Source organism: Streptomyces sp. (assembly GCF_031181705.1).
GTDB lineage: Bacteria > Actinomycetota > Actinomycetes > Streptomycetales > Streptomycetaceae > Streptomyces.
Genome location: NZ_JAPSKN010000095.1, coordinates 1 through 22,526 on the forward strand (window position 1 = coordinate 1; position 22,526 = coordinate 22,526).

The 22,526-nt window shown below is 73.6% G+C and carries 21 protein-coding genes and 2 pseudogenes; 11 read left to right on the plus strand and 12 right to left on the minus strand.

Annotated elements, in window-relative coordinates; all coding sequences use genetic code 11:
- The 4 genes and pseudogenes from RIN80_RS18420 to RIN80_RS18435 form a co-directional block, all read left to right on the plus strand.
- Positions 1-693: pseudogene (locus tag RIN80_RS18420) on the plus strand (glucose-6-phosphate isomerase); the annotation flags it as partial.
- Between the two features lies 1 nt (position 694).
- Positions 695-1,579, plus strand: coding sequence for a phosphogluconate dehydrogenase (NAD(+)-dependent, decarboxylating) (gene gnd, locus RIN80_RS18425; protein WP_309096698.1), 885 nt, complete (start codon positions 695-697; stop codon positions 1,577-1,579).
- Between the two features lie 4 nt (positions 1,580-1,583).
- Entirely contained in the window at positions 1,584-2,168 is a 585-nt protein-coding gene (locus RIN80_RS18430) for a histidine phosphatase family protein (RefSeq protein ID WP_309096699.1), read from the plus strand.
- Between the two features lie 58 nt (positions 2,169-2,226).
- Positions 2,227-2,409, plus strand: coding sequence for a hypothetical protein (locus RIN80_RS18435; RefSeq protein WP_375141730.1), 183 nt, complete (start codon positions 2,227-2,229; stop codon positions 2,407-2,409).
- Here the strand turns inward: RIN80_RS18435 and RIN80_RS18440 are convergent.
- Together RIN80_RS18440 and RIN80_RS18445 are read right to left on the minus strand one after the other, a co-directional pair.
- Positions 2,396-4,192 carry a TIM barrel protein gene (locus RIN80_RS18440; RefSeq protein ID WP_309096700.1) on the minus strand — a complete coding sequence of 599 codons (1,797 nt, stop codon included), beginning with the start codon at positions 4,190-4,192 and terminating at the stop codon, positions 2,396-2,398. The two genes, RIN80_RS18435 and RIN80_RS18440, sit on opposite strands and share 14 nt — an antisense overlap.
- A gap of 15 nt (positions 4,193-4,207) precedes the next feature.
- On the minus strand, positions 4,208-5,083 hold the full coding sequence (locus RIN80_RS18445; protein WP_309096701.1) for a shikimate dehydrogenase: 876 nt from the start codon (positions 5,081-5,083) through the stop codon (positions 4,208-4,210).
- A gap of 141 nt (positions 5,084-5,224) precedes the next feature.
- Between RIN80_RS18445 and RIN80_RS18450 the strand changes: the two genes are divergently transcribed.
- From RIN80_RS18450 to RIN80_RS18460, 3 genes are all read left to right on the plus strand, one after another.
- On the plus strand, positions 5,225-5,890 hold the full coding sequence (locus tag RIN80_RS18450; RefSeq protein WP_309096702.1) for a TetR/AcrR family transcriptional regulator: 666 nt from the start codon (positions 5,225-5,227) through the stop codon (positions 5,888-5,890).
- A gap of 174 nt (positions 5,891-6,064) precedes the next feature.
- The gene (locus RIN80_RS18455; RefSeq protein WP_309096703.1) at positions 6,065-7,423 is read left to right on the plus strand and encodes an MFS transporter; all 1,359 of its coding nucleotides are present in this window, start codon (positions 6,065-6,067) and stop codon (positions 7,421-7,423) included.
- 180 nt (positions 7,424-7,603) lie between these two features.
- Complete coding sequence (locus tag RIN80_RS18460; protein ID WP_309096704.1) at positions 7,604-8,848, plus strand: serine hydrolase domain-containing protein; 1,245 nt, start codon at positions 7,604-7,606, stop codon at positions 8,846-8,848.
- Here RIN80_RS18460 and RIN80_RS18465 read toward each other — a convergent pair.
- From RIN80_RS18465 to ribA, 3 genes are all read right to left on the minus strand, one after another.
- Positions 8,845-10,002 carry a saccharopine dehydrogenase NADP-binding domain-containing protein gene (locus RIN80_RS18465; protein ID WP_309096705.1) on the minus strand — a complete coding sequence of 386 codons (1,158 nt, stop codon included), beginning with the start codon at positions 10,000-10,002 and terminating at the stop codon, positions 8,845-8,847. The genes RIN80_RS18460 and RIN80_RS18465 overlap by 4 nt on opposite strands.
- A complete protein-coding gene (locus RIN80_RS18470) occupies positions 9,992-11,053 on the minus strand; it encodes a saccharopine dehydrogenase (protein WP_309096706.1) in 1,062 nt (353 codons plus the stop codon). The genes RIN80_RS18465 and RIN80_RS18470 overlap by 11 nt, the downstream gene beginning before the upstream one ends.
- Positions 11,054-11,199: 146 nt before the next feature.
- Positions 11,200-11,859: a GTP cyclohydrolase II gene (gene ribA, locus RIN80_RS18475; protein WP_309096707.1), complete on the minus strand. Its 660-nt coding sequence runs from the start codon at positions 11,857-11,859 to the stop codon at positions 11,200-11,202.
- 41 nt (positions 11,860-11,900) lie between these two features.
- Here ribA and RIN80_RS18480 point away from each other — a divergent pair, with 41 nt between their 5' ends.
- Positions 11,901-12,629 carry a creatininase family protein gene (locus tag RIN80_RS18480; RefSeq protein WP_309096708.1) on the plus strand — a complete coding sequence of 243 codons (729 nt, stop codon included), beginning with the start codon at positions 11,901-11,903 and terminating at the stop codon, positions 12,627-12,629.
- A gap of 161 nt (positions 12,630-12,790) precedes the next feature.
- On the opposite strand, the pseudogene RIN80_RS18485 reads toward RIN80_RS18480, so the two are convergent.
- The 5 genes and pseudogenes from RIN80_RS18485 to RIN80_RS18505 all read right to left on the minus strand — a co-directional run.
- Positions 12,791-14,182, minus strand: a pseudogene (locus RIN80_RS18485) (lysylphosphatidylglycerol synthase domain-containing protein); the annotation flags it as partial.
- On the minus strand, positions 14,179-15,393 hold the full coding sequence (locus RIN80_RS18490) for an SAM-dependent methyltransferase (protein ID WP_375141731.1): 1,215 nt from the start codon (positions 15,391-15,393) through the stop codon (positions 14,179-14,181). The pseudogene RIN80_RS18485 and the gene RIN80_RS18490, both read right to left, overlap by 4 nt.
- Positions 15,390-16,595 carry a glycosyltransferase family 4 protein gene (locus RIN80_RS18495; RefSeq protein WP_309096709.1) on the minus strand — a complete coding sequence of 402 codons (1,206 nt, stop codon included), beginning with the start codon at positions 16,593-16,595 and terminating at the stop codon, positions 15,390-15,392. Before RIN80_RS18495 ends, RIN80_RS18490 begins: the two co-directional genes overlap by 4 nt.
- Positions 16,592-16,990 carry a 6-carboxytetrahydropterin synthase gene (locus RIN80_RS18500; RefSeq protein WP_010043117.1) on the minus strand — a complete coding sequence of 133 codons (399 nt, stop codon included), beginning with the start codon at positions 16,988-16,990 and terminating at the stop codon, positions 16,592-16,594. The genes RIN80_RS18495 and RIN80_RS18500 overlap by 4 nt, the downstream gene beginning before the upstream one ends.
- A gap of 174 nt (positions 16,991-17,164) precedes the next feature.
- Complete coding sequence (locus tag RIN80_RS18505; RefSeq protein WP_309096710.1) at positions 17,165-18,145, minus strand: zinc-binding alcohol dehydrogenase; 981 nt, start codon at positions 18,143-18,145, stop codon at positions 17,165-17,167.
- A gap of 108 nt (positions 18,146-18,253) precedes the next feature.
- Between RIN80_RS18505 and RIN80_RS18510 the strand changes: the two genes are divergently transcribed.
- Positions 18,254-19,015: a CDP-alcohol phosphatidyltransferase family protein gene (locus RIN80_RS18510; protein WP_309096711.1), complete on the plus strand. Its 762-nt coding sequence runs from the start codon at positions 18,254-18,256 to the stop codon at positions 19,013-19,015.
- A 12-nt stretch (positions 19,016-19,027) separates the two neighbouring features.
- Here the strand turns inward: RIN80_RS18510 and RIN80_RS18515 are convergent, their stop codons facing one another.
- Entirely contained in the window at positions 19,028-19,408 is a 381-nt protein-coding gene (locus tag RIN80_RS18515) for a helix-turn-helix domain-containing protein (RefSeq protein ID WP_309096712.1), read from the minus strand.
- Positions 19,409-19,525: 117 nt separating this feature from the next.
- On the opposite strand from RIN80_RS18515, the gene RIN80_RS18520 reads away from it, so the two are divergent.
- Positions 19,526-19,927 carry a RidA family protein gene (locus RIN80_RS18520; RefSeq protein ID WP_309096713.1) on the plus strand — a complete coding sequence of 134 codons (402 nt, stop codon included), beginning with the start codon at positions 19,526-19,528 and terminating at the stop codon, positions 19,925-19,927.
- Between the two features lie 13 nt (positions 19,928-19,940).
- Here RIN80_RS18520 and RIN80_RS18525 read toward each other — a convergent pair whose 3' ends face one another.
- Positions 19,941-21,455, minus strand: a complete 1,515-nt coding sequence (locus RIN80_RS18525) for an ABC transporter substrate-binding protein (RefSeq protein ID WP_309096714.1) — start codon at positions 21,453-21,455, stop codon at positions 19,941-19,943.
- Between the two features lie 127 nt (positions 21,456-21,582).
- Here RIN80_RS18525 and RIN80_RS18530 point away from each other — a divergent pair, with 127 nt between their 5' ends.
- Positions 21,583-22,524 (plus strand): ATP-binding protein, encoded by a 942-nt coding sequence (locus RIN80_RS18530; RefSeq protein ID WP_309096715.1) that lies wholly within the window; start codon positions 21,583-21,585, stop codon positions 22,522-22,524.
- Positions 22,525-22,526 lie beyond the last annotated feature (2 nt).

The following is a 22,526-nucleotide window of genomic DNA, read 5'->3' on the forward strand; positions in this document are numbered from 1 at the left end:
GGCCTGCTGGGCATCTGGTACGGCAACTTCCACGACGCCCAGTCGCACGCCGTGCTGCCCTACAGCCACTACCTGTCCAAGTTCACCGCCTACCTCCAGCAGCTCGACATGGAGTCCAACGGCAAGTCGGTGGACCGCGAGGGCAACCCCGTGGAGTGGCAGACGGGCCCGGTGGTCTGGGGTACGCCGGGCACCAACGGGCAGCACGCCTACTACCAGTTGATCCACCAGGGCACCAAGCTCATCCCGGCCGACCTGATCGGCTTCGCCCGGCCGGTCGCCGAACTGAGCGACGAACTCAAGGCGCAGCACGACCTGTTGATGGCCAACCTGTTCGCACAGGGCCAGGCCCTCGCCTTCGGCAAGACCGCCGAGGAGGTGCGCGCGGAGGGCGTGCCCGAGGAGCAGGTGCCGCACCGCACGTTCCGGGGCAACCACCCGACCACCACCATCCTGGCCACCGAGCTGACCCCCTCCGTCCTCGGCCAGCTGGTCGCCCTCTACGAGCACAAGGTGTTCGTGCAGGGCGCGGTGTGGAACATCGACTCCTTCGACCAGTGGGGCGTCGAACTCGGCAAGGTGCTCGCCAAGCGCGTCGAACCCGCCCTGACCGAGGGCGCCGACGTCCCCGGTCTCGACCCGTCCACGGCCGCCCTGGTGGCCGCCTACCGCAACCTTCGGGAAGTGAACTGACATGCAGATCGGACTTGTGGGTCTCGGCAAGATGGGCGGCAACATGCGCGAGCGCCTGCGCAACGCCGGCCACACCGTCATCGGCTACGACACCGACCCCGAGAAGTCGGACGTCTCCAGCCTGGCCGACCTCGTCAACCAGCTGGAGGCGCCCCGCACGGTCTGGGTGATGGTCCCGGCCGGCGCCCCCACCCAGCACGTCATCGACCAGCTCGCGGGCCTCCTCAAGCCGTACGACACGGTGGTCGACGGCGGCAACTCCCGCTGGACGGACGACGAGAAGCACGCCGAGGAGCTGGGCAGGCGCGGCATCGGCTTCGTCGACGCCGGCGTATCCGGCGGGGTGTGGGGCCTGAAGAACGGCTACGCCCTGATGGTCGGCGGCGAGAAGGAGTACGTCGACCGGCTGCGGCCGATCTTCGAGGCACTCAAGCCGGAGGGCCCGTACGGCTACGTCCACGCCGGGCGGGTGGGCGCCGGGCACTTCGCCAAGATGGTCCACAACGGCATCGAGTACGCCATGATGCAGGCCTACGCCGAGGGCTGGGAGCTGCTGGAGGCCGTGGACTCCGTGGACAACGTCCGCGAGGTCTTCCGCTCCTGGCAGGACGGCACCGTCATCCGCTCCTGGCTGCTGGACCTCGCGGTCAACGCGCTCGACCAGGACGAGCACCTGGAGAACCTGCGCGGCTACGCCCAGGACTCCGGTGAGGGACGCTGGACGGTGGAGGCGGCGATCGACAACTCCGTGCCGCTGCCGGCCATCACCGCCTCCCTGTACTCCCGGTTCGCCTCCCGGCAGGACGACCCGCCGCAGATGAAGATGATCGCGGCGCTGCGCAACCAGTTCGGCGGCCACGCCGTCGAGTCCGCGAAGAAGGCGTAGCACCGTGGGTGATCTGCTGCTGGTCCGCCACGGCGAGACGGAGTGGAGCCGGAGCGGACAGCACACCAGCTTCACCGACCTGCCCCTCACCCCGCGCGGTGAGGAGCAGGCCGGGTCGCTGGCCCCGCTCCTGGCGGACCGTCCCTTCGCGCTGGTCCTCACCAGCCCTCTGGCCCGTGCGGTGCGCACCGCCGCGCTCGCGGGCCTGAAGGGCACCGAACAGGACCCGGACCTGCACGAGTGGTACTACGGCGCCTACGAGGGCGTCACCACCGACGAGATACACCGCACCCGCCCCGACTGGGACCTGTGGACCGACGGGGCCCCGCCCGGGCCGGACGGGCCCGGGGAGTCCCCCGAGGAGGTTGGCAAGCGTGCCGACCGGGTGCTGGCCCGGGTGGCCGAGGCGCTGCCCGGGGGCGACGTGGCGCTGGTGGCCCACGGCCACTTCCTGCGCGTCCTCACGGCCCGCCGGCTGGGCCTGCCGCCGTCGGAGGGGCGGTTGTTCCGGCTGGAGACGGGCACGGTCTCCCGGTTGTCGACCGAGCACGGCCGGCCGGTGATCCAGGAGTGGAACATCAGGGCGTGACAGGGCCCGGCCGGAGGCGAGTTGCAGCCCCCGGCCGGGGCCACCGGAGTCCCCGTCGATGCGGATCGGCGACATGACGCCCGCCGAGCGGCGGGTGTGGCGCGCCTTCCCGCGCGGGGCGGACGTGGACTTCCGCACGGCGGCGGACGAGGACCCGGCGCGGGGCGCGGACCGAGGGCCCGAACGGACCGTCGCCACCACGGTCGTCACCGGCGTCACCCGGGCCGTCAGCCGCCCGTGAGGCCCCGCGCCGCGTGCTGTGCCGCCAGCCGCACCGGCGCGTTGGCGGCGCCGTAGCCCCGGTAGCCGCCCTCGCGCTGGACCAGTTCGAAGAAGACCCGGCCCACCGTGCGGGTGTAGCAGTGGCGGAACACCCCCCGGGCGTCCCGGTCGTAGAGGATGCCGAGGTCGCGGTAGGTCTCCAGCTCGCCGTCGGCGAACTCGAAGCGGGCGGCGAGGTCGTCGTAGTAGTTGGCGGGGACCGGCAGCAGGCTGCCGCCGGCCTCGCGGAAGCGGCGGGCCGCCGCGACCACGTCGTCGGTGGCCAGGGCGACGTGCTGGGCGTGGACGGTGTCGTCGGTCGGCGCGGCGCCGACGGAGAGGACGATGCGGACGCCGCCGTCGGCGCCGGCCAGCGCCCGGCTGCGCAGCAGTCCGTAGGGGTCGGCGACGTCCACGCTCTCCTGCGCGTCCAGGCCGAGCACGCCGCGGTGGAAGAGGGCCGCCTCGTCGAAGTGGTGCCAGGGCTGGGTGAGGGCGAGGTGGTCGATGCCCCGGACGCCCGCGCCCGGAGCGGGCCGGCCGGTCCCCTCGAAGTCGGCGCGCCAGTCGGGCAGTTCGGGCCGGCCGGTGGCGCAGAAGAACAGCTCCGTGCCGTCGGGGGCGGCGACCGCCTCCAGCGCGGCGTCCTCGGCCGCCCGGCGACGCGGCAGCACGGGCGCGAGCAGCGCCTCGGCACGCCGGGCCGCCCCGGCCGGGTCGGGCGACTCCAGCCCGATCGCGGCGAGCCGGCCGCCGTCCCGGCGGACGGCCGGACCGGTGTTGACGAGGATCCGGGCGTCCCCCTGCTCCCACAGGTCGACGGGCTTGCCCCGGTGCCGTGCGGTACGGGTGAAGCCCAGGGCCCGCAGCAGGGCGGTGAGGGGCTCGGCGTCGGGCGTGACCAGCTCGGCGAAGGCCACTGCGGTGGGGACGACGGTTCCGGGCAGGGGCGCCCGCCCCACCGTCTCCTCCAGGAGCAGCAGCGAGCGCCGGGCGTCCACGGCGGTGGGTCCGGCCTCGGCCTGCCGGAACACGTCGTTGAAGACCTCGAGGGACAGCGGCCCGTCGTAGCCGGTGGCCAGTACGTGCCGTACCAGGCCGGCGACGTCGAAGCCGCCCTGGCCGGGGAAGCAGCGGTAGTGGCGGCTCCACTGCAGGACGTCCATGGCGAGCAGCGGGGCGTCGGCGAGCTGGAGGAAGAAGATCTTCTCACCGGGTATGTCCTCGATGCCCCTGGGGTCCGAGCCGCGCGAGAGGATGTGGAAGCTGTCCAGGCAGGTGCCGAGCGCCGGGTGCCCGGCGGACTCGACGATGCGCCAGGCGTGGTCGTAGGTGCTGACGTGCCGGCCCCACGCCAGGGCCTCGTAGGCCACCCGGACGCCGAACTCCCGGGCGGTGTCGGCGAGACGGCTCAGCTGTTCGGCGGCGAGGGCGTCGTCGTCCACCGCGTGCGGGGAGACGCTGGAGCAGACGAGGACCGTGTCGGCGCCGAGCCTGCTCATCAGCTCGAACTTGCGCCGGGCGCGCCGCAGGTTCCGGGCGAACTCGGCCTCGGGGACGGCCTCGACGTCCCGCATCGGCTGGTACAGGTCGATGCCCAGGCCCAGGTCGGCGCAGCGGGCCCGGATCTCCTCGGGGGTGAGGGGGCTGGCCAGCAGGTCGTTCTCGAAGATCTCCACCCCGTCGAAGCCGGCCCGGGCGGCGGCGTCGAGCTTCTCGGTGAGGGATCCGCTGAGGCAGACGGTGGCGATGGACGTACGCAACGTCGGTGTCCCTTCCTAGGGCCGTGCGCCGACGACGCCGGCCAGCTCGGTCAGGTCGGCCAGCATCCGCGTGGCGTCGGGTTCCCGCCCGGTGAACAGGCGGAACGCGTCGGCGGCCTGGAAGGCGGCCATCCCGCCGCCGTCGAGGGTGGCGCAGCCCAGGGCGCGGGCGGTGCGCAGCAGCTCGGTCTCCAGCGGGCGGTAGACCACCTCGGCGACCCACAGTCGGGGGTGGAGCAGCTCCGCGGGCAGGGGCAGGCCGGGGTGGGCGGCCATGCCGGTGGGGGTGGCGTGGACGATGCCGTCGGCGTGCGCGAGCAGCCGCGCCGACCGGTCCGGGGGCGCGGCGGCCGCCCGGCCCCGGCCGAAGGCCCCGTTCAGGGCGGCGGCGAGGGCCGCGGCCCGGTCGGGCAGGGCGTCGACGACGGTGAGGTGTCCGGCGCCGAGGGTGAGGAGGGCGTGCGCGACGGCCGCGCCCGCGCCGCCGGCGCCGAGCTGCACGACCCGTTCCAGCGGCGCGTCGGGCAGCCCGCGGGCGAAGGAGGCGGCGAAGCCGGTGACGTCCGTGTTGTGGCCGACGGCCCGGCCGTCCTCGAAGACGACCGTGTTGACCGCGCCCAGCGCCTCGGCCTGCGGGGCGAGCGCGTCCAGGTGCCCCACGACGAGCTGCTTGCAGGGGTGGGTGATGTTGAGCCCGTCGAACCCCAGGTCGCGGGCGGCCCGCACCAGGTCGCCCACCGCTTCGGGCGGCACACCGAGGGGGTCGATGTCGATGAGCCGGTACAGCAGACGCAGACCCTGGCGGTCGGCCTCCCGCTCGTGCAGCGCCGGGCTGAGCGACGGGCCGATCCCGGAACCGATCAGTCCGGCCAGATACGAGTCCTTGGGCACGCGCGCCTCCCGAGCGGCTCACTAATGTACGAACCAGTACGTTAGCTATATCAGCCGAGCATGGCCTTCGGAAGACCCCCGGACGGCAGGGCCCCTCCTTCTACAATCACCGGCACCGGACCCTCCGCCCGAAGGAACCTGATGACCAGCGTCGAAGAACCGGCACGTCCCGGCGAGCGCATCCGTGACGCCGCCCGCACCCGGGCCGAGATCCTCGACGTCGCCACCCAGGAGTTCGCCCGGGCCGGTTACGACGGGGCCCGGGTCGACGAGATCGCCGCCCGCACCCGCACCACGAAGCGGATGATCTACTACTACTTCGGCGGCAAGGAGCAGCTGTTCACGGCCGTGCTGGAGCGTGCGTACGGGGTGATCCGGGAGGCCGAGCAGCAGCTCGACGTCGACCACCTCGACCCCGTGGCGGCGATCCGGCGCCTGGCCGAGCTGACCTTCGACCACCACGAGCAGCACCCCGACTTCATCCGCCTGGTCAGCATCGAGAACATCCACGAGGCGCACCACATCGCCGGCTCCGAGAGGCTCGGGAAGATCGGCTCCCCGGCCCTGGACGTGATCCGCCGGATCCTGGCGTCGGGCCGGGAGTCGGGCCTGTTCACGGCCGACGTCGACGCCGTCGACCTGCACGCGATGATCTCCTCGTTCTGCTTCTTCCGGGTCTCCAACCGGCACACCTTCGGCGCCCTGTTCGGCCGCGACCTGCTCGACGAGGCGCAGCGCGCCCACTACCGCGCCATGCTCGGCGACATGGTGATCGCCTACCTGACGGCCGAGCGCGCGGCGGACTGAACGCCCGGCGCGCGACCTCTTGACACCGGCGGCGCACGAGCGCAGCATCACTGGCCATCCCCTACTAACTACCCAGTGGGTTAATTAGCCGCGATCCGGCACGTCCCCCCTCTGCTCTGCCCTGCTCGTCAGCGTTCCCGCTCCGCCCGTGGCGGAGCCCCCTAAGGAGCCGCCGTGTCCGTCCCCGCCACGCCCCCAGGGGCCGCCGCCCCACCCGGCCAGCCCAGGAAAGCCGCCACCGCCGCCTGGATCGGCAGCGCGCTGGAGTACTACGACTTCTTCATCTACGGCAGCGCCGCCGCGCTGATCTTCCCGGAGGTGTTCTTCGACGAGTCCGACCCGGCCACCGCGACCCTGCTGTCGCTGGCCACGTTCGGCGTCGCCTACGCCGCCCGCCCGGTCGGCGCACTGGTCCTCGGCCACTTCGGCGACCGGCTCGGCCGCAAGAAGATCATGGTCTTCACGCTGATGCTGATGGGCCTGTCGACGTTCCTCATCGGCTGTCTGCCGACCCGGGACCAGGTCGGCACCCTCGCCCCGGTGCTGCTGGTGCTGTGCCGGGTCCTGCAGGGCATCTCGGCCGCGGGCGAGCAGGCCAGCGCCAACTCCATGACGCTGGAACACGCGCCGGCGCACCGGCGCGGCTTCTTCACCAGCTTCACCCTCAGCGGCACCCAGGGCGGCCAGTTGCTGGCCACGCTGGTCTTCATCCCGGTAGCGGCGCTGCCCGAGGAGCAGCTGCTGTCGTGGGGCTGGCGGGTGCCGTTCTGGCTGAGCGTCGCGGTCGCCGTCGCCGGCTATGTCATCCGGCGCAAGCTGGACGAGACGCCGGCGTTCGCCCGGCAGGCGGCCGAGGAGGGCGTCGTGAAGATGCCGCTGCTGGTGCTGGTGCGCGAGCACTGGTCGGACGTCCTGCGGGTGGTCGCGGGGGCGCTGATCGCCTCCGTCAGCACGGTCTTCACGGTGTGGTCGCTGGCGTACGCCACGAGCGACGCGGTCGGCATGTCCCGCACGGCCATGCTGTGGGTGGGCGCCCTGGCCAATGTCGTGGCGCTGGCCGCGATCCCGCTGTGGGCCACGCTGTCCGACCGGATCGGCCGCCGCCCGGTGTTCCTGATCGGCGCGGCCGGCAGCGCGGTGACGATGTTCCTGTACCTGTGGGCGGTCTCCACGGGCTCCTACCCGCTGACCTTCCTGACGGGCGTCCTCTGTTTCGGCCTGGTCTACAGCGCGGCGAACGGGGTGTGGCCCGCCTTCTACGGCGAGATGTTCACGACCCGGGTGCGGCTGTCGGGCGTGGCCATCGGCACGCAGATCGGGTTCGCGGCGGCCGGGTTCGCCGTCACGTTCGCGGCGCGGATCGCCGGGCCGGACGGGGACGACTGGTCGGCGGTGGCGCTGTTCACGGCGGCCTTGTGCGTGCCCCCGGTGATCGCGGCGGTGACGGCGCGCGAGACCCACCGGGTGCCGACCGAGGCGCTGGGCGAGCGCGCCGCGCGTCCGGCGGCGCGGGCCGACAGGGTGGCCGTCTGACCACCGCGGCCGTCGAGTGCGGGCGTGGGGGCCGGTCACGGGCTCCCACGCCCCTGCGTGACGCCACCGGGTTTCGCTCACCCTTTCCTGCGCGATCATGAAAGCGTCCTGCAGCAGGATGGGATCACAGGCGGCGGGGTATGCCGGATCTCACCTCGAGAGCGCGACGGAGGAGGAGCCATGGCACAGCTGCGAGAAGAGGTCGAACCGGTCGAGGCGGGGCTGGATCCGCGGGCGCTGGAGCGCCTGGACCGGCACTTCGCCCGCTTCGTCGACGAGGGGCGGCTGCCCGGCTTCCTCGTCTCGATCGCCCGCGGCGGACGCGTCGCCCACCTCGTCACACACGGCTCACGCGACATCGCGGCCGGGCTCCCCGTCGAGCCGGACACGCTGTGGCGGGTCTACTCCATGACGAAACCGGTCACCGCGGTCGCCGCGCTGCTGCTCGTGGAGGAGGGCCGGCTGTCCCTGGACGATCCGGTGGCCGACCACCTGCCGGCCTTCGCCGAGCCGCGGGTCTACGCCGGCGGCTCCGGCGACGACGTCCGGACCCGTCCGGCCGACGGCCCGATACTCGTCCGGCACCTGCTGACCCACACCTCGGGTCTCACCTTCGGCTTCTACCACTCCCACCCCGTGGACGCCCTGTACCGCCGGGCCGGACTGGAGTCGTCCGTGCCGCCGGGCGCGGACCTGGCCGAGACCATCGACGTGTACGCGAGCCTGCCCCTGCAGTTCGAGCCGGGCACCGAGTGGAACTACTCGGTGGCCAGCAACGTCCTGGGCCGGGTCGTCGAGGTCGTCTCCGGCCGGCCGCTCGACGCGTTCTTCACCGAGCGGATCTTCGGGCCCCTCGGCATGACCGACGCGGGCCTCCACGTCACCGACGAACAGGCGCCCCGGCTGTCCGAGATGTACGGCGAGAAGGAGGGCGGCGGCATCGAGCCGATCCCGGGGCTGCCGCTGCGGGGCCGGCCGCGGTTCCTGTCGGGCAGTGGCGGCATGGTGTGCTCGGCCCACGACTACCACCGCTTCATGGAACTGCTGCGGCGCCGGGGCGAACTGGACGGCGTCCGGCTCCTCGCCCCGCAGACCGTGGACCTGATGACCCGCAACCACCTGCCGGGCGGCGCCGACCTGCGCGCCTTCGGCAGCCGTCCCGCCCACGACGAGCCCGGCAACGAGGGGATGGGCTTCGGCTTCAACTGCTCGGTGGTGATCGACCCGGGCCGCACACAGGTGCCGTCCGGGCTCGGTGCCTTCGGCTGGAGCGGGGTGGCCACGACGACGTTCTGGGTGGACCCGGGCCGCGACCTGACGGTGCAGTTCATGACGCAGGTGCGGCCCAAGACCCCGCACACGGTCTTCAAGGACCTCAAGCGACTCGTCCACGAGGCCCTCACCGACCGGGCCCCGGTCGGCTAGCTGTCGACGCGGAGCGTGAACTCGATGCCCTCACGGGCGAGTTCACCGAGCCACCGCCGGGACCGGGCCGCCGTCCCGGCCGCCCGGTTCAGGCCCGACGGCAGGGAGCCGTCCAGGACGTGGCGCACGCCCAGGGCGAGGGTGCGCGAGACGCAGCGGGCCATCGCGCTCTCCCCCGCGTCGCCCACCAGGTCCAGGAGGTAGCCACCGGACCAGGTCTCCCCCTCGCCGGACCGCACGTCCAGGCAGACGGCGAGGACGACCCGGTCGAGGTCGTCGTCCGTGGTCGGGTACGTGGCGGCCAGTTCCCGGGCCAGCTCGGCGATCTGCGCGTCGTCGCCCCGCTTCAGCTCCTCGAACACGGCGTCCCAGGCCCGCAGCCAGCCCTCCAGACGCAGGGTGCCCCGGACGAACGTCCGCGGGGACCAGGCGTCCGGCAGCCCGTACTGCGCGACGAACGGGACGCTGTCCCGGTTGGGGTAGACCTCGAACGTCTCCCCGTCGACGACGTGCCGCCGGGTCGCCTCCCAGGGGCGCCCGGCGACCGTCTCGGCACCGTCGTCGATGTAACGCGCCGGTGAGCGCAGGGCGTTGAGGACTCCGGCGGGTGCCCAGCTGAAGCGGTAGGTGAAGTCGTTCGGCTCGGCGGGGACGCCACCGCAGTACGACGTGAGGGAGTACGAGGCGGGGGTCCCGTCGCCGATCGCCTCGCGGGCCCGGGCGACGAGGTCGTGCGCGAAGAGGTGGTCGATGCCCGGGTCGAGCCCGGCCTCGGTGAGGACGACGACCCCGGTCTTCCCGGCCCGGGGCACCTGCTCGAGCACCGCCTCCGACACATAGCTGGAGCAGGCGAAGTGCGCCCCCAGCCGGACGCACTCGGCGAGCAGCGGCGCATGCTCCGGTGCCGGCAGCATGGACACCACGACGTCGCCGGGCGCCAGTTCGGCGGTGAGCGCGGACACCGTGTAGGCGCGGGGCTCGGCCCGTCCGGTCAGGCCCAGCCGGCCGAGGGCGTCGGCGGCGCGGCTCTCGGTGCGGTGCCACAGCCTCACGCGCTCGGCGGTGTCGCACAGCGCTGCCAGTCCGCTGCCGGTGGACAGACCGGCACCGATCCAGTGGACGGTGCCGCTGGCCGGTACCGGGTCAGTGGTCAAGGTGATCCCCCGTGTCGAGACCGTACGCACGGCCCGCCTGGCGGAACCGGTCCAGGCAGTGCCCCCAGGGTCCGGTGACGCCGAAGTCGAGCAGGTGGGGCAGCAGGGCGGCCGAGAAGTCGGCGCTGGACTCCAGCGGCAGCAGGGAGGGCAGGTTGTCGATGGCGATCAGGTCGAGCGGCGGCTGCGCGCGCAGGCGCCGCGCCGGCTCGTCCCAGCTGGTGGTCTCGTCGTACACGGGAAGGACGTTGAGCGGCGAGCCGACGTCGCACGTCACGTCGCACAGGGTGCGCAGGCGGCGGTGGGGGGCGTCCAGGTCCCGCTCGCGCAGGAAGGGCGGGACGGGGCTGGTGGCGAGCACCGCGTTCACCATGACGTCGTGCCGCAGCAGGGCGGCGCGGTCCAGGTCGCGGGTCTCGTCGAGGTCCCAGCAGGTCGGGTCCACACCGGCGGTGGCGAAGGCCACGCGGGCGCCGCGGCCGCTGCGGCCCAGGGCGCCGACGACCAGGCCGGTGAAGTCGGCTCCGGCATCCGATGGCTTGAGGACCTCGTCCAGTTCGGCCTTGGTGGTGGGCACGAGCGGCGCCCGCAACCGGCCCCGGTGCTGCAGCACCGCCAGGGCGGCGCCCAGGTAGCCGGCCCAGAAGCCGAAGGCGGCGAGGCGCCGCCCGGAGTCGTCCACCAGGTACTCCAGGTCGAACAGCGTCCCGCCGCCCGCGGCGAACCGGCCCAGCAGCTCTGCCGCTCCCGGCTGGCCCTTGTAGGCGTGGCCGAAGAAGATGTGGCGGTGCGTCAGTTCGGCTGGCTGGTCGGGCAGTTCCTTCAGGCCCAGCACGACGGCGTCCCGCGGGGCCGACACCCAGGAGCCGGCGGGGGCGACGCGGCAGCCGGCCGCCTCGTACTCCTCGATCGGGAAGACCCGCTGCGGGGACTCCTCGACGGTCAGTTCCACTCCGTGCTCGACGAGCCGCCGGGCGTCGTCGGGCACGACGGGCGTGCGGCGCTCGGTCGTTCGGGCCTCGTGGCGCAGCCACAGCTGGAGCTCGGTCATACCGGGTGAGCCTCCGGACGTGAGGCGCCGGCCGCCGGAGGGCCGACGCTCAAGGGGCGGACGTCACGAAGCGTACGCGGCCCGTTGACGGGTCGCGCACGGATCGCCCGGGTCACGTCGCGGGAACCGGAACCGGCCCCGGCGTCTCAGGAGGAGCTGACCACCGCGTCCAGGTGCGGCAGGTGGTGGTCGAGGCGCTCCCGCTTGGTGCGCAGGTAGGTGATGTTGCTCTCGCACGGCGGGATCAGCAGCGGCACCTGCTCGGCGACGCCGATGCCGTGGCTCACCAGCGCCTCGCGCTTGCGCGGGTTGTTGGACATCAGGCGCACGGAGCTCACGCCCAGGTCCTCCAGGATGCGGGCGGCCACGCCGTAGTCCCGGGCGTCGACCGGCAGCCCGAGCGCGAGGTTGGCCTCGACCGTGTCCAGTCCCTCCGCCTGCAGGGCCATCGCGCGCAGCTTGGCGAGCAGGCCGATGCCGCGGCCCTCATGCCCTCTGAGGTAGACGACGACACCGGCGCCCTCGGCGACCACCGCGCGCAGGGCGGCGTCCAACTGGTCGCCGCACTCGCAGTGCTGGGAGCCGAAGGCGTCACCGGTGAGGCATTCCGAGTGCAGCCGGACCAGAACGTCGTCGGTGGCGAGTTCGCCGTAGACCAGCGCGACCTGTTCGTCGCCGCGGTCGTGGTCCATGTAGCCGATCGCCTGGAATTTCCCGTACACGGTGGGCAGGGGTGCATTCACGACGCGTTCCACGCCGGTCCGCTGCGGTGACTTCTTGCCGAGTACGCCTATTTTTTCTGTCATGATTCTCGAGTTCCTAAGCAGAGACGAAAGGCCGTGACGTGATGAGTGATCTGGTGCCGGCGGACACCACGGAAGACGTACGGACGCGGGGCGCCGATGTCTCACGGCAGGTCGCGGTGCTCCCCGTGGGCAGCTTCGAGCAGCACGGTCCGCATCTTCCGCTGGCGACCGACACGCTCGTCGCCTGTGCCGTCGCGCGGGAGATAGCCGGCGCGTACCCGGTGCACCTCCTTCCTCCGGTGACGATCTCGTGCTCGCACGAGCACGCGGCCTGGCCGGGGACCGTCAGCATCTCCTCGGTGACCCTTCATGCGGTGGTACGGGACATAGCGGATTCGCTCCGCCGGTCCGGGGTCGACGCCCTGGTGGTGGTCAACGGGCACGGCGGGAACTACGTGCTGGGCAACGTCGTTCAGGAGTCCTCCGCCCGCGGGGAGCGGATGGCTCTCTTCCCGGCCGCGGAGGACTGGGAGGAGGCGCGGCAGCGGGCCGGTGTGGTCACCTCGCTGCTCACCGACATGCACGCGGGGGAAATAGAGACCTCCATCCTTCTGCACGCTCATCCCGAAATGCTCCGACCCGGTTACGGGTCCTCCGATTTCGTCGCTGACGACCGGCGTCATCTGCTCACCCTCGGCATGTCCGGCTATACCGATTCCGGTGTCATCGGCCGTCCTTCGCTGGGTTCGGCGGAAAAGGGGAGGGAACTCCTGGCGAGCCTTGCGGATTCCTTCGGGGCGTATTTCTCGATGCTGACCTCCGAGGCGTAGGCGCTGCGGGGCGCGGGGCCGGCGTCCGGGGCCGCCGCGGCGGCCAGGATCCGGTCCGCCGCGCGCAGGCCCGCGTACCAGCGGGCGAGGAGGACGACCAGGCCGGGCAGGCTCGCCACGAGGCTGAGCACGCCGTAGACGACCGCGACGGCCAGTCCCCGCCCGGCGCCGAGGCCCGCGGCGCCGAACGCCCAGGCGGTGACGCCTTCCCTCGGACCCCAGCCGCCGACGTTCAGCGGCAGTCCCATCGCCAGCAGGGCGAGCACCGCGAGCGGCACCAGGACGGCCACGGAGGCGGTGGTCCCGGCGACCCGGGCGGCGAGGACGAACATGGCGACGTGACCTGCCAGGACGACCACGGAGGAGGCAAGCACTCCGGGTCCGTTGCGGCGGGACAGCAGCCCCTCGCGGGCCTCGGCGAGCAGCGCGCGCGCCCTCCCGCCCCGGCGCGACGGCGCGGCCCGGTTCATGCGCAGGGCGAGGACGACGGCGAGGGCGCCCAGTCCGGCCAGGGCCGCGAGCGGGGCGATGTGCCGGGCCTCGGCGAGCACCGGGGACGGCATGGTCAGCAGGATCACGGCGGCCGCGGCGAACAGCGCGAGCTGCCCGGCGGCCCGTTCGAGGACGACCGCCTTCACGCCGCGCCGCAGGTCCCCCTCGCTCTGTCCGTGCCGCACCGCCCGGTGGACGTCGCCGAGGACGCCGCCCGGCAGGGCCGCGTTGAGGAACAGCGCGCGGTAGTAGTCGGCGACGGCGGGCCCGAACGGCAGCCGGATGCGCAGGCCGCGGGCGACGAGGGCCCACCGCCAGGCGCTGAACAGGGTGGTGACGGCTCCGATGCCGAGCGCGAGCAGCAGCGTCACGGCGTCGATCCGGCGCAGCCCGTCGAGGAAGGCGCCGGTGCCGAGCCGCCAGAACAGCACCCCGATGATGACGACTCCGGCGAGGGTCCCGAGGCGCGTACGGGCCTTGCGGGCACCGAGCCGGGCGAGCAGGGCGCGCAGGGGGCCGGGCGAGGGGGCACCGGCGTCGGTGCGGGGGGCCTGTGCCCTGGTGCCGGTCATGGGCGACGGGGTTGCCGGGGCCTCGGTGGGGCCCGGCGCGTCCGGGCCCTCGGCGCCGGGCACGGCACGGTCGCGCGTCAGGCCTGGGCGCGCGGCGGGGTGTGCCGCCTGCGAGCCCTCGGCGCCGCGCGGGACGTGGCCGCGGGCCGCGGCCTGGGCGGGGGCGACGCCCGGGCCTTCCGCGGGGCGGCTCGGGTCCGTCCGCTCGGTGCGACGGGCCGGGGAGGCCGCCCCGCCTGGGCCGAGCACGACCGTGACCACCGGGGCCGCGTCCGAGGCGCCGGGCGCGCCCGGGGCGGGCGCGCCCACGGCCACCGCCATCGCTGCCCGGACCCCGTGACGACGCGTCGGCTCGGGGGCGTGCGTGGCCGCCGGGGCCACCGGAGCGGGCGTGGCCGCCGGCCCGGGCGTGGGGCGGTCGGCGTCGGCCGCCGGGGATTTGGCGGTGGCGCGCGACCGGGGGCGCGTGCCCGTCGCCCGGGGGGTCATGACGCTCCGCCCGCCGGGCGGCACAGGGCCAGCAGGTCGGTGTGGTGGACCGTGACCCGCAACTCGCCGGCCGCGCACTCCCGCAGGCGGTTGTTCAGGTAGACCTCCGCCTCGGCGCGCAGCTCGGGACGCTGCTCGACGGCGGCGCCGACCCAGCCGCGCAGCCACTGCTCGGTGAGCGCGGCCTGTTCGGGCCCGAGCCGCCAGGGGCTCGGGAGCAGCCGCACGGTCGCGCCGAGCGCGGAGAACGCCTCGGCCGCCACCGTGACCGCGTCGGGGCCGAGCAGACGGTCGCGGCGCTGGTGGTCGTTGAACGCCCGGCCGATCTCCGCGTCGAGCGGATGGGACGGGGTCAGTTCCACGCGGCCCGCTACGGACAGCGTCAGCAGGGCGGGGCAGCCGGCTCCGGCGCAGGCGGCGGCGAGGGAGTCGATCTCCTCGCGGGTGAGGACGTCCAGCAGCGCGGACGCCGTCACCAGGGACGCGCCGTGCAGGGCGTCCGCGGTGAGCCGGGCGACGTCACCGCGTCGTGTCTCGACGCTGACCCGGCTGCCGTCGGCGCCGGAGCGCGGAGAGGCGACGGCGGCGAAGTGCAGCAGGTAGGGGTCGCGGTCGTGCAGGATCCAGTGCTGCGCGCCGTCCAGGCGGGGGGCCAGCCAGCGGCCCATGGAGCCGGTGCCGCAGCCCAGGTCGTGGATGACGACACCGTCCGGCTTGCCCGGCGGGTTGGCGAGCCGGATCCGCAGCGGGTCGAGCAGGTCGTGCGCCCGGGCGGCGGCATCGGCCGGTTCCCGCAGCTCCAGCCACTCGGGCGCGTAGCGGGGCGGGTCGTCGGGAGCGGCCTCCCGCAGCTTGACGGTGGGCCGCGAGCCGGACCTGCCGCTGGGGCCCGCGCCGGGGATGACCGCGCCCCTGGCGTGCGGGGACCCGGCGGGGGTGCCGGGGCCGGTCCGCGCGAGGACCGTCCCGGCCGGGGGGCCGGCAGGCGCGTCCGCCACACCGGCGGGCGGCCCCGCCACGGACTCGCCGCCGGAGCCGGCGTCCGGGCCGCGCCGCGCCCCGGCGGCGCCGCCGTCCCCCGTGCCCGCGTGGCCCGTCGGGCCGCCGGGAACCGCCGCGGGGGGCGCCGTGTCCCGCGGCTCCACGGCCGCCCCGGGTCCGGGCCGGGCCGGGACCGGACCGCCCGGCTTCGTCGTCGCCGGGTTCGTCATGCGGCCCTCCGGGGTTCGGTCGGGAGCCGGCGCAGGACCGCCGCCAGGCTCTGTGCGGTCGTCGCCCAGCCGTCGAGGGCGGCGCGGCGGCCGCGGGCGGCGGCCTTCAGCCGGCGTCGCACGTCCGCCTCGCCGAACCAGCCGCGCAGTTCGGCGGCGATGGCGGCGGGGTTCTCCGGCGGCACGAGGATGCCCGGTACTCCGCCGTCGGGTGCGCGGCCGACCGCCTCGGGAAGTCCGCCGACGTCCGTCGCCAGGACCGGGATGCCCCGGGCCAGCGCCTCCGTCACGGCCATGCCGTACGTCTCGGCGTAGGAGGTGAGGACCATCAGGTCGGCGGTGGCGTAACGGGCGTCCAGCGCGGCGCCGGACTGCGGTCCGGCCAGCTCCAGCCGGTCCTGAAGGCCGTGCCTCGCGATGAGGGCCCGCAGGTGGGCGACGTACTCCGGGTCCTGGGTGAGGGCGCCGACGCACACGCAGCTCCACGGCAGGTCGGTCACCGCGGCCAGCGCCTCCACCAGCCGGTGCTGTCCCTTGCGCGGGGTCACGGCGGCCACGCACAGCAGCCGCGACACACCGTCGGTGCCGGGCGCGAGGGGCGCGATGTCGGCGCCCGGGGCCGCGACGTGGACCCGCTCCGGGGGCAGGCCGTGGTGGGCGACCAGGCGGCGGACCGCCCAGTCGCTGGTGGCGATCACCGCAGGCACCGCCCGCAGCACCGTCCGTTCCCTGGCGTCGAGTTCGGCGGCCACGGTCGCGTCGAGCCCGGTCTCGTCGCCCAAGGGCAGGTGGACGAGGACGGCCATGCGCAGCCGTTCCGCCTCCGGCACCACGATCTCGGGCACGCCGCAGGCGACGAGCCCGTCGAGCAGGACGACGGCGCCGTCGGGCAACGCGGCGAGCGCGCGGGCGAGTTCCGTCCGGGCGGCGGCCCCCGGCCGGGGCCACTCACCGGCCACGGCGTGCTTGCTGACCTGCCAGCCGAAGCCGGGCAGGTCCAGGCAGACGCGCCGGTCGTAGGCGTTGCCGCCGCTCGGGGTGGCCGGGTCGTCGACACCGCCCGGCAGCACGAAGTGCACGGTGCGCAGGGACATGGGGATGATCTCGGCGTTCTTCAGGGCGGCGTGCTGCACGGGCACGTAGTCGAGCCGCGCCGGTGCCCCGCCGGTCGAACCGGGCCGCTCGACGGTCGTGTCGGTCACAGCGCACGCTCGTAACTCGCCCAGGCGATATGCGACTCGTGCAGGGTGACGGTGAGGCCCGCGATGCCTTTGGCGCCCTCGCCCAGCGCCCCCTTGTGGATGCGCTCGGCGAGCCGGTCGGCGATGACCTTGGCCAGGAACTCCGTCGAGGTGTTGACCCCGGCGAAGTCGGGTTCGTTGTCGAGGTTGCGGTAGTTCAGCTCGCTGACGACGGCCCCGAGTTCCTGGGTGGCCAGCCCGATGTCGACGACGATGTTGTCCTCGTCCAGCTGTTCGCGCCGGAACGTGGCGTCCACCAGGAACGTCGCGCCGTGCAGGCGCTGCGCCGGTCCGAAGACCTCGCCGCGGAAGCTGTGGGCGATCATGATGTGATCGCGGACGGTGATGCTGAACAACGGACGACCCTCCAGGTGCGGCGCGTCTGCTCCCCCGGCTGTTGGCTGCCGGGGATGCCGGGTAGTACGGCTGCTTGCCTTCCCCCGTTCAGCGTCGGCTACGTCTTTTCTGAGGTCAGGCGCTCTTGCCACGGCTGAAGTCGTACCGGATGGAACGAATCGTCAGCCGATGCGTCAATCGCTCTCGTCGTAACGGACGCGGTGGCACAGGGCGGGGATCTCGCCCGAGGCGAGCCCCGGCAGCACGTCGGGCAGGTCCTCGAAGGCGGATTCCCCCGTGACGAGGGCGTCGAGCGCCGGGTCGGCGAGCAGGTCGAGGGCGAGGGCGAGCCGGTCGGCGTAGGTGCGGCCGGGGCGGGCCGGGGAGACGGTGCCGACCTGGCTGGAGCGGATGACCAGGCGCCGGGAGTGGAAGGCCTCGCCGAGCGGCAGGCTCACTTTCCGGTCTCCGTACCAGCTCAGTTCGACGACGGTGCCCTCGGCGGTGAGGAGTTCCAGGGACCGGGCGAGGCCCTGTTCGGTGGCACTGGCGTGGACGACCAGGTCGCGGTCGCCGTCGGCGTCCTGCGGGGTGGCGAAGGAGACGCCGAGCGCCTCGGCGGTTTTCGCGCGGGACGGGTCGGCGTCGACCAACTGGACGCGCACGCCGGGGAACCGGGCGAGCAGCGCGGCGACCGAGCAGCCGACCATGCCGCCGCCGACCACGGTGATCCGGTCGCCGATCAGGGGCGCGGCGTCCCACAGGGCGTTGACCGCGGTCTCCACCGTCCCCGCGAGCACGGCCCGTTCGGCGGGCACGGTGTCCGGCACGGGCGTCACGGCGCTCGCCGGCACGACGTACCGGGTCTGGTGCGGGTAGAGGCAGAACACCGTGCGGCCGGCGAGCGCCTCGGGCCCCTGCTCCACCACACCGACGTTGAGGTAGCCGTACTTCACCGGGCCCGGGAAGTCGCCCTCCTGGAACGGGGCCCGCATGGCCGTGTGCTGGCTGACGGGCACACCTCCGCGGAAGACGAGCGTCTCGGTGCCGCGGCTGACACCCGAGAACAACGTGCGCACGAGCACCTCGCCCTCGCCGGGCTCCCGCAGGGCGACGTCCCGGATCGCGCCTCGGCCAGGCGAGTCGATCCAGAACGCGCGTGCGGTGTGCTTCATCGAAGTCCTCCTGAACGATCGGGAAGCTGCTTGCGTACCGAGGGGTGCACAGGCCGCGCACAAGGTAGCGGCGTTGATCGACTCTGTCACACGGCCGGAGGGTGTTCGGTGGCCCTGAACAACACTTACGACGCGAGGCTCGTCCAGCAGGAGACCGCCGTGGGAGCGGGGTTGCAGATCCTGCTGCTGGCCCTGATCGGCACGGCGATCGGGATGGGCCCGGCGGGCTGGCTGAGCGGCCTCGCGTTCGCGATCGCCACCTGGGCGGTGCTCTCCCGGGCCCTGCACCGCTCCCGGCTGCGCTCCTTCGGCGCGGCGAACCGGGTCACCCTCGGCCGGGCCACCCTCGTCGGCGGCGTCACCGCGCTGGTCGCGGACTCCTTCCAGAGCTCGCCGCCGGTGTCGCTGTTCGTCGGGCTGACGGCGGTGGCACTGATCCTCGACGGCGTCGACGGCAAGGTCGCCCGCCGCACCGGCACCTCCACCCCGCTGGGCGCGCGCTTCGACATGGAGGTCGACGCGTTCCTGATCCTGGTGCTCAGCGTGTACGTCTCGATGGAACTGGGCCCATGGGTCCTGCTGATCGGCGCCATGCGGTACGTCTTCGTCGCCGCGGCCAGGGTGTGGCCCTGGCTGACCGCGGCGCTCCCGCCGAGCACGGCCCGCAAGACGGTCGCCGCCCTGCAGGGTGTGCTCCTGCTGCTGGCGGGCGCCGGTCTGCTCCCCCGCGCGGCCAACTTCGCCGTGGCGGCGCTGGCCCTGGGCCTGCTGGTGTGGTCGTTCGGCCGGGACGTGCTGTGGCTCTACCGGACCTCGCGGGCCGAGGCGGCCCCCGCGCCGCGCCCCGTCCGGGAACTGGTCGCCGGCTGAGACCCCGCCGGGTCAGCCGCCGAACCGCCCCCGGGCCGCCTCGATATGACCGAGGTACTGATGGGTCCAGCCGCAGATCAGGTCGACCGTGGCGCGCAGGGCCCGGCCCGGTTCGGTGAGCGTGTACTCGACCTTGGGCGGCACGGTGGGATGCACCGTCCGGTCGACCAGGCCGTTGCGCTCCAGCATCCGCAGGTTCTGGGTCAGCATCTTGTGGCTGACGCCCTCGACCTCGTCACGCAACTCGCTGAAGCGGAGCGTGCGTTCGCCGAGGGCCTCGATGATCAGCAGCGCCCACTTGTTGGCGACGTCCGAGAAGATCTCCCGCGCCAGGGAGTCCGCCCGCCGCAGGTCCGCGTGCTCGGGAACGTCCCTGAGCTGCTTGGTCACCATCTGGTTCCCCTGTCACCGAAAAGTGCGTTCTTCCAGGTCGGCGTTCACTCTCCTACGGTTTCCCAGTAACCACAAGAGAGCACGGACGGATCCGGGCTCGATGGAAGGACGGCGACCATGACCACCCTCGACCTCCACGACCACGGCATCCCGGCCGAGCGGCACTTCGGCTACACGCAGGCGATCCGTTCGGGGGAGCTGATCCATGTCTCCGGGCAGCTCTCCTTCGACGAGGCCGGTGGTTTTGACCCCGGTGACGACGTCGCCGCCCAGCTCGCGGGGACGCACGCGAACCTCGACAAGGTCCTGGCCCACTTCGGGGCCACCCGCAACCAGGTCGTCTCGCAGACGCTGTACGTCGTGGACCTGGTGCGCAACGCCGACGTGGTGGCGGAGGGCAACCGGGCCTACTTCGGCGCCCACCGCCCGGTCAGCACGGCCCTGGGCGTCACCGAACTGACCTTCCCCGGGCAGGCGGTCGAGATCAGCTGCGTGGTCGACACCCGTCTGCCGGCCTGACGCGGGATGTCCGTCAGCGGCGCGTTCCCGGCCCCACCAGGGTCCGCTCGTACGGGTCGAGGAGCACGCCGCGGACCTTCGGGGAGACGCCGAGGACGATCCGCTGGTGAGCCAGCGGCACGACCGCGTCCGTGCCGAGGATCACGGCCTCGGCGGCCATGGCCGCGTCCTGCCGCTCCCCGGTGCCGTCGGCCCGGTCGGCCTTCGCGACGGCCCGGTCGACCTTCGGGTCGCACAGCAGGGCGAGGTTGTAGCCGCCGTCGCAGGTGTAGTCACCGGCGAGGACGCCGACGGGGTCGCCGGTGTCCAGGAGGCTGTTGCGGGCGCCGATGAAGGCGTCGAACTTCCCCTCCAGCGCGTCGCTCTCCAGCCGCGAGTACTCGCGCACCTGCAACCGGACCTCGAATCCGGCCTTTTCGAGCTGCTGCTGCACGACCTGGGCGACTTCGGGGAGTTCGGGCCGGTTGTCGTAGGTGGCGAGGGTGACGGGGGTCCCGTCGGGCCGGGCGGCCTTCGCGCGCCCCGACGGCTTCACCCGCTTGCTCTCGGCCCAGGTGACGGCGGGCCCGTAGATCCCGGCACCCGGGTCGGCGTATCCCTCGAAGACGCCGTTGGCGAGGGCGGAGGAGTCGATCGCCGTGCGGGCGGCGGCGCGCAGCCGCGGGTCCTCGAAGGGGCCGCTGCGGGTGTTGAGGTGCAGGCTGGTGGTCCGGGTGGTGCCGGCTTCCCGGCGGGTGTCGGCGTCGAGCGTGGCGGCCTGGGCGACGGGGACGGCCTCGGCGATGTCGACGTCGCCGGTGCGCACGGCGTTGGCGCGCGCGGTGCCGTCCTCGACGAAGCGCGCGTCGATGCCGGAGGCCTGGGCGCGGCCGCCCCAGTAGTCGTCGTAGCGGTCGAGGGTCGCGGAGGTGCCGCCGTCGACGCGGGTGAGTTCGAAGGGGCCGGTGGCGGTGCCGGCCGGCGTGGGGTTGCCCCGCTTCGCGTACGCCCTCGGTGCGAGGATCGCCAGGCTCGGGCCGGCCAGGCGCATGGGCAGGACGGGGTCGGGGTCGGCGGTGGTGACGCGTACGCCGTCGTCGCCGTCGGGCCGTGCGCTGAGCGTGACGCCCGCGAGCGGGGCGGGCACCGGCTTCGCCTGCGTGGCGCGGGTGAGCGCTCCGGCAACGGCCGACGGGGTGACCTCGGTGCCGTCGTGGAAGGTGGCCTCGCGCAGGGTGAAACGCCAGGCGCGGTCGTTCACACGGGTCCAGGACCGGGCGAGTGCGGGGGTCGCGGCGCCGTTGGCGTCCAGGGCGGTCAGCCCTTCGGTGACGCCGAGGCGGCTGAGCAGCGTGGCGTCGGCTCCGTAGGGCGAGAAGTTCTCGGCGGGCGGGAAGGCGAGGGCGACGCGCAGCCGGGAGCCCGGTTGCGCACCGTCCGACGCCGACTCCCCGCCCTGGGAGGAGAAGCAGCCGGCCAGTCCCGGGAGGAGGACGAGGGCGGCGAGGAACCGGAGGGGACGCTTACTGCTCGGATAACGCACCTGCACACCCTACGCATCAAGCTGTGGCCGACCACCGCCCCCCCCCCGGTCGGCGCACGGGATTTGACAGTGACGGCGATCACTCCCTAAAACCTAGTCACATGACATCCATTTTCAAAACGGTGGGCCGGTCGTGAGGGTCGCGTTCGTCGGCAAGGGCGGCAGCGGCAAGACCACGCTGTCGGCGCTCTTCTCCCGCCACCTGGCGCGCTCCGGCGCCCCGGTCCTCGCCGTCGACGGCGACATCAACCAGCACCTGGCCGAGGCGCTCGGCCCCGAGGAACGGCCCGCCGTCCCCCTGGGCCCGCACCTGAGGGACATCAAGGACTTCCTCCGGGGCGACAACCCGCGCATCACCTCCGCCGAGGCCATGCTCAAGACGACCCCGCCGGGCCGCGGTTCCCGCCTGCTCCGTGTCCTGGGCGACGACCCGCTGCACGCCCGTCACGTCGGCCGGGCGGGCGGCGTACCCCTGATGGTCACGGGCGAGTTCGACGAGTCCGACCTGGGGGTGGCCTGCTACCACTCCAAGCTCGGCGCGGTCGAGCTGTACCTGAACCACCTGGTGGACGGCCCCGGCGAGTACGTCGTGGTCGACATGACAGCGGGCGCGGACGCCTTCGCGTCGGGCCTGTTCACCCGCTTCGACCTCACGTTCCTGGTGGCGGAGCCGACCCGCAAGGGCGTCTCGGTCTACCGCCAGTACCGCGACCACGCCGAGCAGTTCGGCATCCGCGTCGCGGTCGTCGGCAACAAGGTGACGGGCGAGGACGACCTGCTCTTCCTCAAGGAACACGTGGGCGACGACCTGCTGACGCACCTGGTGCAGTCGCCCTGGGTCCGGGCGGCGGAGCAGGGCCGGGAGCGGGGCGAGCTGGAGCCCCACAACCGGCACGCCCTGAACGTCCTGCGCGAGACGGTCGACTCCCACGTCCGCGACTGGAACCGGCTCCACCGCCATGCGGTCGACTTCCACCTGCGCAACGCCCGTGCCTGGGCGAACGACCGTGTGGGCGAGGACCTGGCGGCCCAGGTGGACCCTGAGTACGTACCGGGCGGGCCGGCGGGCGCCTGAGC

Excerpts from the sequence above, each read along its gene's own strand:
- RIN80_RS18460 (WP_309096704.1), top strand. The coding sequence starts at position 7,604 with ATGGCACAGCTGCGAGAAGAGGTCGAACCGGTCGAGGCGGGGCTGGAT.
- RIN80_RS18450 (WP_309096702.1), top strand. The coding sequence starts at position 5,225 with ATGACCAGCGTCGAAGAACCGGCACGTCCCGGCGAGCGCATCCGTGAC.
- RIN80_RS18480 (WP_309096708.1), top strand. The coding sequence starts at position 11,901 with ATGAGTGATCTGGTGCCGGCGGACACCACGGAAGACGTACGGACGCGG.
- ribA (WP_309096707.1), bottom strand. The coding sequence starts at position 11,859 with ATGACAGAAAAAATAGGCGTACTCGGCAAGAAGTCACCGCAGCGGACC.
- RIN80_RS18490 (WP_375141731.1), bottom strand. The coding sequence starts at position 15,393 with ATGACGAACCCGGCGACGACGAAGCCGGGCGGTCCGGTCCCGGCCCGG.
- RIN80_RS18435 (WP_375141730.1), top strand. The coding sequence starts at position 2,227 with ATGCGGATCGGCGACATGACGCCCGCCGAGCGGCGGGTGTGGCGCGCC.
- RIN80_RS18515 (WP_309096712.1), bottom strand. The coding sequence starts at position 19,408 with ATGGTGACCAAGCAGCTCAGGGACGTTCCCGAGCACGCGGACCTGCGG.
- RIN80_RS18505 (WP_309096710.1), bottom strand. The coding sequence starts at position 18,145 with ATGAAGCACACCGCACGCGCGTTCTGGATCGACTCGCCTGGCCGAGGC.
- RIN80_RS18470 (WP_309096706.1), bottom strand. The coding sequence starts at position 11,053 with ATGACCGAGCTCCAGCTGTGGCTGCGCCACGAGGCCCGAACGACCGAG.
- gnd (WP_309096698.1), top strand. The coding sequence starts at position 695 with ATGCAGATCGGACTTGTGGGTCTCGGCAAGATGGGCGGCAACATGCGC.
- RIN80_RS18520 (WP_309096713.1), top strand. The coding sequence starts at position 19,526 with ATGACCACCCTCGACCTCCACGACCACGGCATCCCGGCCGAGCGGCAC.